Origin of the sequence: Lacticaseibacillus hegangensis (assembly GCF_003946465.1) — a bacterium.
Taxonomy (GTDB): domain Bacteria; phylum Bacillota; class Bacilli; order Lactobacillales; family Lactobacillaceae; genus Lacticaseibacillus; species Lacticaseibacillus hegangensis.
In genome coordinates this window covers 67,156-73,853 of record NZ_RHOL01000003.1, presented here as the reverse complement: position 1 = coordinate 73,853, position 6,698 = coordinate 67,156, and the positions used below count along the sequence as shown (strand labels likewise).

Below are 6,698 nucleotides of genomic sequence, written 5' to 3'. Positions count from 1 at the left end.
ACCGCCGTATACGGAACCGTACGTACGGTGGTGTGAGAGGTCGGTAGCCGAATTAATCGGCTACCTCCTACTCGATTCTTCCGGGACTCTCTAGCTCGCTCATTTCGTTAATCTTTTATTGGAGGCGGCATTATGGCAAACACCAATCCGAAGCTGACCAAGCGTCAGTACATCACTTTAGGCTCTATGTTATTCGGCCTGTTCTTTGGCGCCGGCAACCTGATTTTCCCAATTCATTTAGGTCAGCTGGCAGGCGGCAACTGGCTTCCGGCCACGTTGGGGTTCCTGCTGTCGGCCGTGATGCTGCCGCTGCTGGCTATTCTCGCCATTTCGATGACCGAATCCGATTCGATGTTCCACCTGGCCCGGCCGGTCGGGCGCGGGTTCGCGCTGTTTTTCCTGATTGCCACGCACGCCAGTTTGGGCCTGTTGATCGCGACTCCGCGCACGGCAACGGTCGCGTTTGAAATGGCGGTCCAACCGTTCATCGGCCAAGATAATACTCGCTGGTGGCTTTTGGGGTTCACGGCGCTTTACTTTGCCGCCGCGTACTTCTTTTCCCGCAAGCCGTCGAAGATGACCGATTACGTGGGTAAAATCCTAAATCCGTTGTTGCTGCTGTTGCTGGCCAGCGCGTTCATTGCGGCGTTTCTCATCAAAGGGGACGGCGGGACGCTGCTTCGCGCCACGCACGCCACCGCGGCGGGCAGCAACCTCACCAACGGCTTTTTGCAGGGCTACAACACCATGGATGCGCTGGCCGGCCTGGGCTTTGGGGTCACTATTGTCACCGCGCTTGGGTTCTTTGGCGTTAATCGGCCGCTTCAGCGCTCGAAGGATGTGGCGAAGGTTGGCGCCTTGGCCATGGGTCTGGAGGCAATCATTTACGCGCTGCTGATCGCGCTGGGGGTGCTCTCACTGAACTTTACCAAGCTGTCGGCCAATGGCGGCCCGGCGTTCACAGCAATCATGACGCATTACACCGGGCTGATTGGCACGGGGCTGCTGGCGGCGATGACGCTGCTGGCCTGTCTGACCTCCGCCATCGGTCTGGTGACCTCGCTGTCGCAGGACTTGGGTCACCGGTTTCCTAAAATCGGCTTCAAGCGATTTTTGCCACTGACCTGCACGGGCTCGTTCATCATCGCCAACTTCGGGCTGAATGACATCATCACGCTGTCCACACCGGTGCTGATGCTGCTGTACCCGCTGGCCATCGCGCTGATCGTGCTGGGTATCTTGCACCCGTTCATCGGCAAGAACCCGATCATTTACAAAACGACCGTCTTTATGACCTTGATCCCGGCCGTCCTCGACGCTTTGCACTCACTGTATACGGCCTTTCCAGCACTTTCGCTGCTCAAGGGGATCGATGCGTTTGCCAGCACCTACATTCCGTTGTTCAACATTTCGATGGACTTCCTGCCGTTTATGCTGATCGGCCTGATCGGCGGTACGCTGATTGCTAAGCTGTCCGGCCAGCCGCTGCGAGATCAGTCTTACGAGGCGCTCGACAGCGAAGATTAGGCTTCATTGCTTCTTCCCAAAAGCGCAAAGCGGCCAGTGGGGCATCTTCATCTGCCTCGCTGGCCGTTTTGCGTTGTTCATCAAGATTAAGATTTGAAGATTGAGTTTTTCGACTGTGTCCGGTGCGTCATTCGAAATGGTGGCGTTGCTTGATTTAACGGGCAAACAAAAGTCATTGGTGACGGTATTTTTCTGTTTGCAAATTGGCAAAACGAGTTAGCCACTGGTTAAGTCACGAATGGCACTTTGAAATTTTTCATCGTTGAGTTTCAGGTCCAAATCATCTCTCATTTCATCAAAGAGCATTTCTAAGATGGCAAGGTAATTCTCGTAGCTTAACTGCCCGGTTGTCACGTCCAACCAAATGGTGCCGTCATCTGAGTTGCCGGCACTCAGTATGAGATGATGCTCTGATAAGCTCACACTGTTGTCCTCCTTAGGGCTGAATTCGTCAACTGATGTGACTAGGTGAAATGTTTTCCTTATCTCATAAAAAATACGCCAGATATCAACTTTCTCCTGTACTTAGAAAGTTTACAAAAACCGTCACAGGCAGTAAGGCCGAAGCCAAATTACCTATGACGGTTAGAGCGGAAGTTAGCCCTTAATCTTAATTCAATTGCGTTTGGGGACTTAGGCTTCTTCAACCAGATACTGCCGCAACTTGCCGGCCTGAATCGGGTTGACGGTGGTTTTGACCTTCGTACCATTTTCCACGTACTCATTCTTGATCACACCGGTTTCGCGGTTGATGAAATCGACGAGCTGACCCTGGTCAAACGGGATCAGGTAGGTGTGCACGGCGGAGTCCGCGAAGACACGGGCCGTGATCATCTGAACCAGCTTGTCCAGCGACGCCGGATCCTTGGCTGAGTATATCAGCGTGTTGCCGTTTTCCTCAGGGAAGCGGGTGCCGGGCCGCAGATCTGCCTTGTTGTAGGCCTCGATCATGGGGATATTCTCGATGCCGATGCTCTTCAGGGTGTCGGTGGTGACCTTCATCATTTCTGGGTAGTGCTCGTCGTGATAGTCGACAACCTGGATCAGGAGGTCGGCGTTGGCCGCCTCGGCCAGCGTCGCTTTGAACGAGTCGATCAGGTTATGCGGCAGCTTGGACACGAAGCCAACCGTGTCGGAGAGCAAAAATTTGCGGTTGTCCTTTAGGCTGATCTGGCGCACCGAGGTGTCCAGGGTCGCAAACAGCATGTCTTTTTCAAAAACCTGCTTGTCGGCGCCGCGGTCGGTGTAGCGGTCTAGCAGTCCGTTCATGGTCGTGGACTTGCCGGCGTTCGTGTAACCGACTAAGGCGACGACAGGCAGCTTGTTTTCTTTGCGCTGGGCGCGGCGGACTTCCTCGCCGACGTCGGCGTCCTTGAGCTTGCGCCGCAGCCGGGCGATGCGCTTGTTCAGCACCCGCTTGTCCATTTCCAGCTTGGTTTCACCGGCGCCGCGGTTAGCCAGACCGCCGGCACCACCGCCGCCTTGCTGGTCCAGTTTATTCGCTGACGGGTGCAGACGCGGCAGGGCATATTGCAGTTGGGCGATTTCGACTTGCGCCTGAGCCGTTTTGCTGGCCGCGCGCGAGGCAAAAATGTCGAGAATCAGCTGAGTGCGGTCGACGACGTGCAGCTTCATTTCCTTTTCCAGGTTGCGCAGCTGCGATGGCGACAGCTCATCGTTGATGACCACGGTGGTCGCGTCATTGGCGCGCGCCAGTTCCGCGACTTCTTCCACCTTACCCGAGCCAAAATAGGTGGCGCCGGTTGGCCGGTCCAGGTTCTGGCGCGTGTCGCCGACCACGTCATAGTGGCGCGCCAAGGCAAGCTCCTTGAGCTCCTGCATCGAGTAGTCAAAATTTTCTTGCATCCGAGAGATCCCGGCGATAATTACTTTTTCAGGTATTTCTTGCATAAATCCTCCATTGGGCACTGCTTGCCGCACTTCACAAAAAAAGGGGCGCACTAAGCTCCCCAGACGTGTGAAACCGGCTCGCAAGCAGCGCAAAAACGATTAATCATTGGTCGGCGTTGCTTTTCTTAAGCGCATCGCAAGTCGGCTCCTTTCCTTATAGATGCTTTCAGTCTAACACGATTAGGCGATTCCAGCCAATCAGGCCTTCGGCGCAGGCGGCGTGGCTTGGGCCAGTTTACCGAGCTTTTCGCCCAGCGGCTCGACTGGCTTGGTCAGGACCTGAACCTTGCCCGAGATTACCTGCATGCGCAGGGGCAGGCCCACGCTTGGGTCGCCATCAATACGACTCTTGAGCTTCGTATTCGGCGTCTTGTTCTCGATGGTCAGACTGTCGGCGGCAAAGTACGTCATCCCCGGCAGCTTGGCAAAGTTTCCGGTCAGAAAGTACGGCAGCATGAGCAAAAACCCGCCAAGCGTCGGTTTTGGTGCGACGAAGACGTGGAACAGGCCATCGTCGGGCTTGGCCTGCGGAGCAAAATTACGAAAGCCGCCGACCGAGTTAGTCATGGTGACCAAAAGAAAGCTGGTGTTGCGCTCCCAAGTCGTTCCGTTACCGGTGATTTTCAAGTGCCAGTGCTGGTTGCGACTCAGTGAGTGCAGACCGCGCGTGAGATACACAATCGGTCCGAAGCGCTGCTTGTCTTTTTGTGAAACGGACACCGCCGCGTTGGCCAACACGCCCAGCGTCAGCGTTGAAATCATGACGCGGTCGTTGACGATGCCGATGTCCAGGTCATGCGGCGTGCCTTCCAGCAGGTTGACCAGAGCCAGGTCGGGCATCAGCGGGATGTGCAGCACCTTGGCCAAGTTGTTGACGGTGCCTTGGGGGATGATGCCTAGGCGCGGCGGGGTGCGGCGCTTGACCAGCCCGCCGGCCACCTGATTGATCGTGCCGTCGCCGCCGATGGCCACGACCACCTCGCTTTTGGCGTGAAAGGCCAAGTCAGTGGCGTCGCCCGGGGCTTTGGTCGGCTGCAGGAGGGCGGTGTGGCCCGCTGCTTTGATGCGGCTGGCCATGTGCTCAGCCACTGCCGAGGCTCCTTTGCGCCCAGCCTCCGGATTGTAAATCAGTGTGTAAGAAGTCATACGCGCATCCCTCCAATAGCTCCAGTGTAACACGCTGGGGCCGAGGCGTTAGACGTGAAAAGCGCGCACTCACCAGCGCATACTTTAGAAAAAGGGGGAATCGCCATGTTACACACGACGCTGATCATTGCAGGAGCGCTCACCATCGGTACCGTGGCTGTGCTGACGGTCGCGCGCAGACGGACCAATGTGCCGGTGCCAATGCCGGTCGCTCGCCGCCGTTGAATTTTTGTGAAGGCTCGAGGTGCGGTTCGGTCCTCGCCGCGACCTAATGAAAGCCCCTGACAAGTGTTTAGAAAACTTGCCAGGGGCTTTTGCGTGATGTTGTGAATTTAGGTTAGTTCTCTTCCGTGACGATCCCCCGCCGGCCGTTGCGCGTGGCGGACAAGGTTACCGCGACCATCACAATGTCGATCACAAGGATGACGCCCCACTTGAGGGCGACCGGTGCGTTTGCCAGGATACTGGTAGCCAAGCCGTAACTGACAAGCGCGATCAAGGCAACGTCGGTCACGATGGTGATCAAGACCCAGGTGGTCGGCTTGAACGCATTACCGCTTTGCTGGCGTTTGGCGATCCACGGCATCATGAAGCCAAGCACGACCATGCCGATCGGCACGATGATGTTCATTGCCAGCTGCAGCGCGAAGGTATCAGCAGTGGCGTCAGTCGGGAAGAAGCCCAGCAGTGCAAGCAGCGCGGTGATGCCGAGCATCCACGCGCCGACGAAAATGGCCACGTGGCGGTTCTTCAGGTAAGTGTAGCTTGGCTTCGGGAACCGCTCCGGGTGAATGCGGACCATCAGGTAGGCCCAAAACAGGAAGCAGGTCGAAGCCGGGGACACGATGCCGTTCAGGTTGAGCAACCAATTGAAGATGTCGTTGATCTTCGGCAGCAGGCCGCCCAGTGCCATGATCAAGGCGCAGAGGATGGTGGTCATCCAGTAGCCGTTGATCGGCAGGCCGTCGCTGTTTTTCTTGGTGAGCTGACGCGGCATGAAGCGCTTGGCCACATCCGACAGGAAGACTCGGGTCGAGGCGTCCAGGATGACGGCCAGCTGGGCGAGCATGTAAATGCCCTGCACCCCTGCGAACAGGTACATCAGGCTCTTGCCCATGCCGAATTGCTCCCCGATACGCAGGAATGCGTAGTAGGAGCCGTTCATTTTCAGGTCATTCGGCAGGTGGTGGGCATTGAAATACACGCCCAAGGAGAAGGTGCCAAGCAGGGTCAGGAACATCGTCATGATGGCGATCATCTTCAGGGCCTTAGGAAAATCCTTGGCCGGGTGCTTCATGTCCGCGGTATAAGGCGCCGCCAGTTCCGAGCCATTCATCGCGAAGACGAACAGGCCGAACGTGGACAGGAAGCCCAGCGAGAAGAAGTCCTTGGGGATGAACGCCTTGAAGTTGAACGGGTGCGTGGCGATCGGGTTGCCCTTGGCCAGACCTACAAAGGTCATGACCACGAAGAGCACCGTCATGATGAACATGGCCCCGCCGCCGATGGTAGACATCACTTCCAGTGACTTGTTCTTGAACAAGTGTTGGATCCAGATGAAGACCACGAAAATCGCGGCGGTGGTGATCCCAAACCAGGCATTACCTAGGTGGGCCTGAATGTTGCCGTTACCGGTGATGATCCAGCCCAGCGAGATGACGACCGAGTTGGCCACGTCCACGACGTAAGGCAAGCCGGTGATCCAGTAGAACCACGCCGCGTAGTAGCCGACGGTGTCCCCATTGGTTTCGCGCATCCATGAGGTGATGCCGCCGCCGCGTTCGGCGAAGGTCGAGCCCATGTGGGCAACAATCAGGTTGTAAGGAAGCACGTACAGGAACGTCATCAGGACCCATGAGGTGACGGCGACGAGTCCTTGGTTCTGGAAGTTATAAATAATATCATCAAAGCCGATGACGGTGACGAAATCCATCAGGCCAACAATGACCCATGGAATATATTCTTTTCTATCTTTAGTATCCATTTTTTCCTCCGAGTGTGACTAAGTGCGGTCAACGCTCAAAGGCCCGGGGCTTTATTTCTGCGCATAGGGCTCCTCCAAGTCAGACAATTTTGTCTTACCCATTTTACCCTATATTGGTTTTCAGTAAACA

At 56.2% G+C, this 6,698-nt stretch carries 5 protein-coding genes; 1 reads left to right on the top strand and 4 read right to left on the bottom strand.

Features of this window, described 5'->3' with window-relative positions; genetic code table 11:
- Window positions 1–132: 132 nt before the first annotated feature.
- Window positions 133–1,527, top strand: a complete 1,395-nt coding sequence (gene brnQ / locus EKM86_RS01230) for a branched-chain amino acid transport system II carrier protein (RefSeq protein WP_125754697.1) — start codon at window positions 133–135, stop codon at window positions 1,525–1,527.
- Window positions 1,528–1,743: 216 nt separating this feature from the next.
- On the opposite strand, the gene EKM86_RS01225 is transcribed toward brnQ, so the two are convergent.
- From EKM86_RS01225 to EKM86_RS01210, 4 genes are all read right to left on the bottom strand, one after another.
- The gene (locus EKM86_RS01225; protein WP_125754696.1) at window positions 1,744–1,950 is read right to left on the bottom strand and encodes a hypothetical protein; all 207 of its coding nucleotides are present in this window, start codon (window positions 1,948–1,950) and stop codon (window positions 1,744–1,746) included.
- 210 nt (window positions 1,951–2,160) lie between these two features.
- Window positions 2,161–3,438, bottom strand: a complete 1,278-nt coding sequence (gene hflX, locus EKM86_RS01220) for a GTPase HflX (protein WP_125754695.1) — start codon at window positions 3,436–3,438, stop codon at window positions 2,161–2,163.
- Window positions 3,439–3,636: 198 nt separating this feature from the next.
- On the bottom strand, window positions 3,637–4,584 hold the full coding sequence (locus EKM86_RS01215; protein WP_125754694.1) for a diacylglycerol/lipid kinase family protein: 948 nt from the start codon (window positions 4,582–4,584) through the stop codon (window positions 3,637–3,639).
- A 337-nt stretch (window positions 4,585–4,921) separates the two neighbouring features.
- Entirely contained in the window at window positions 4,922–6,568 is a 1,647-nt protein-coding gene (locus EKM86_RS01210) for an APC family permease (protein WP_125754693.1), read from the bottom strand.
- Window positions 6,569–6,698: the final 130 nt, after the last annotated feature.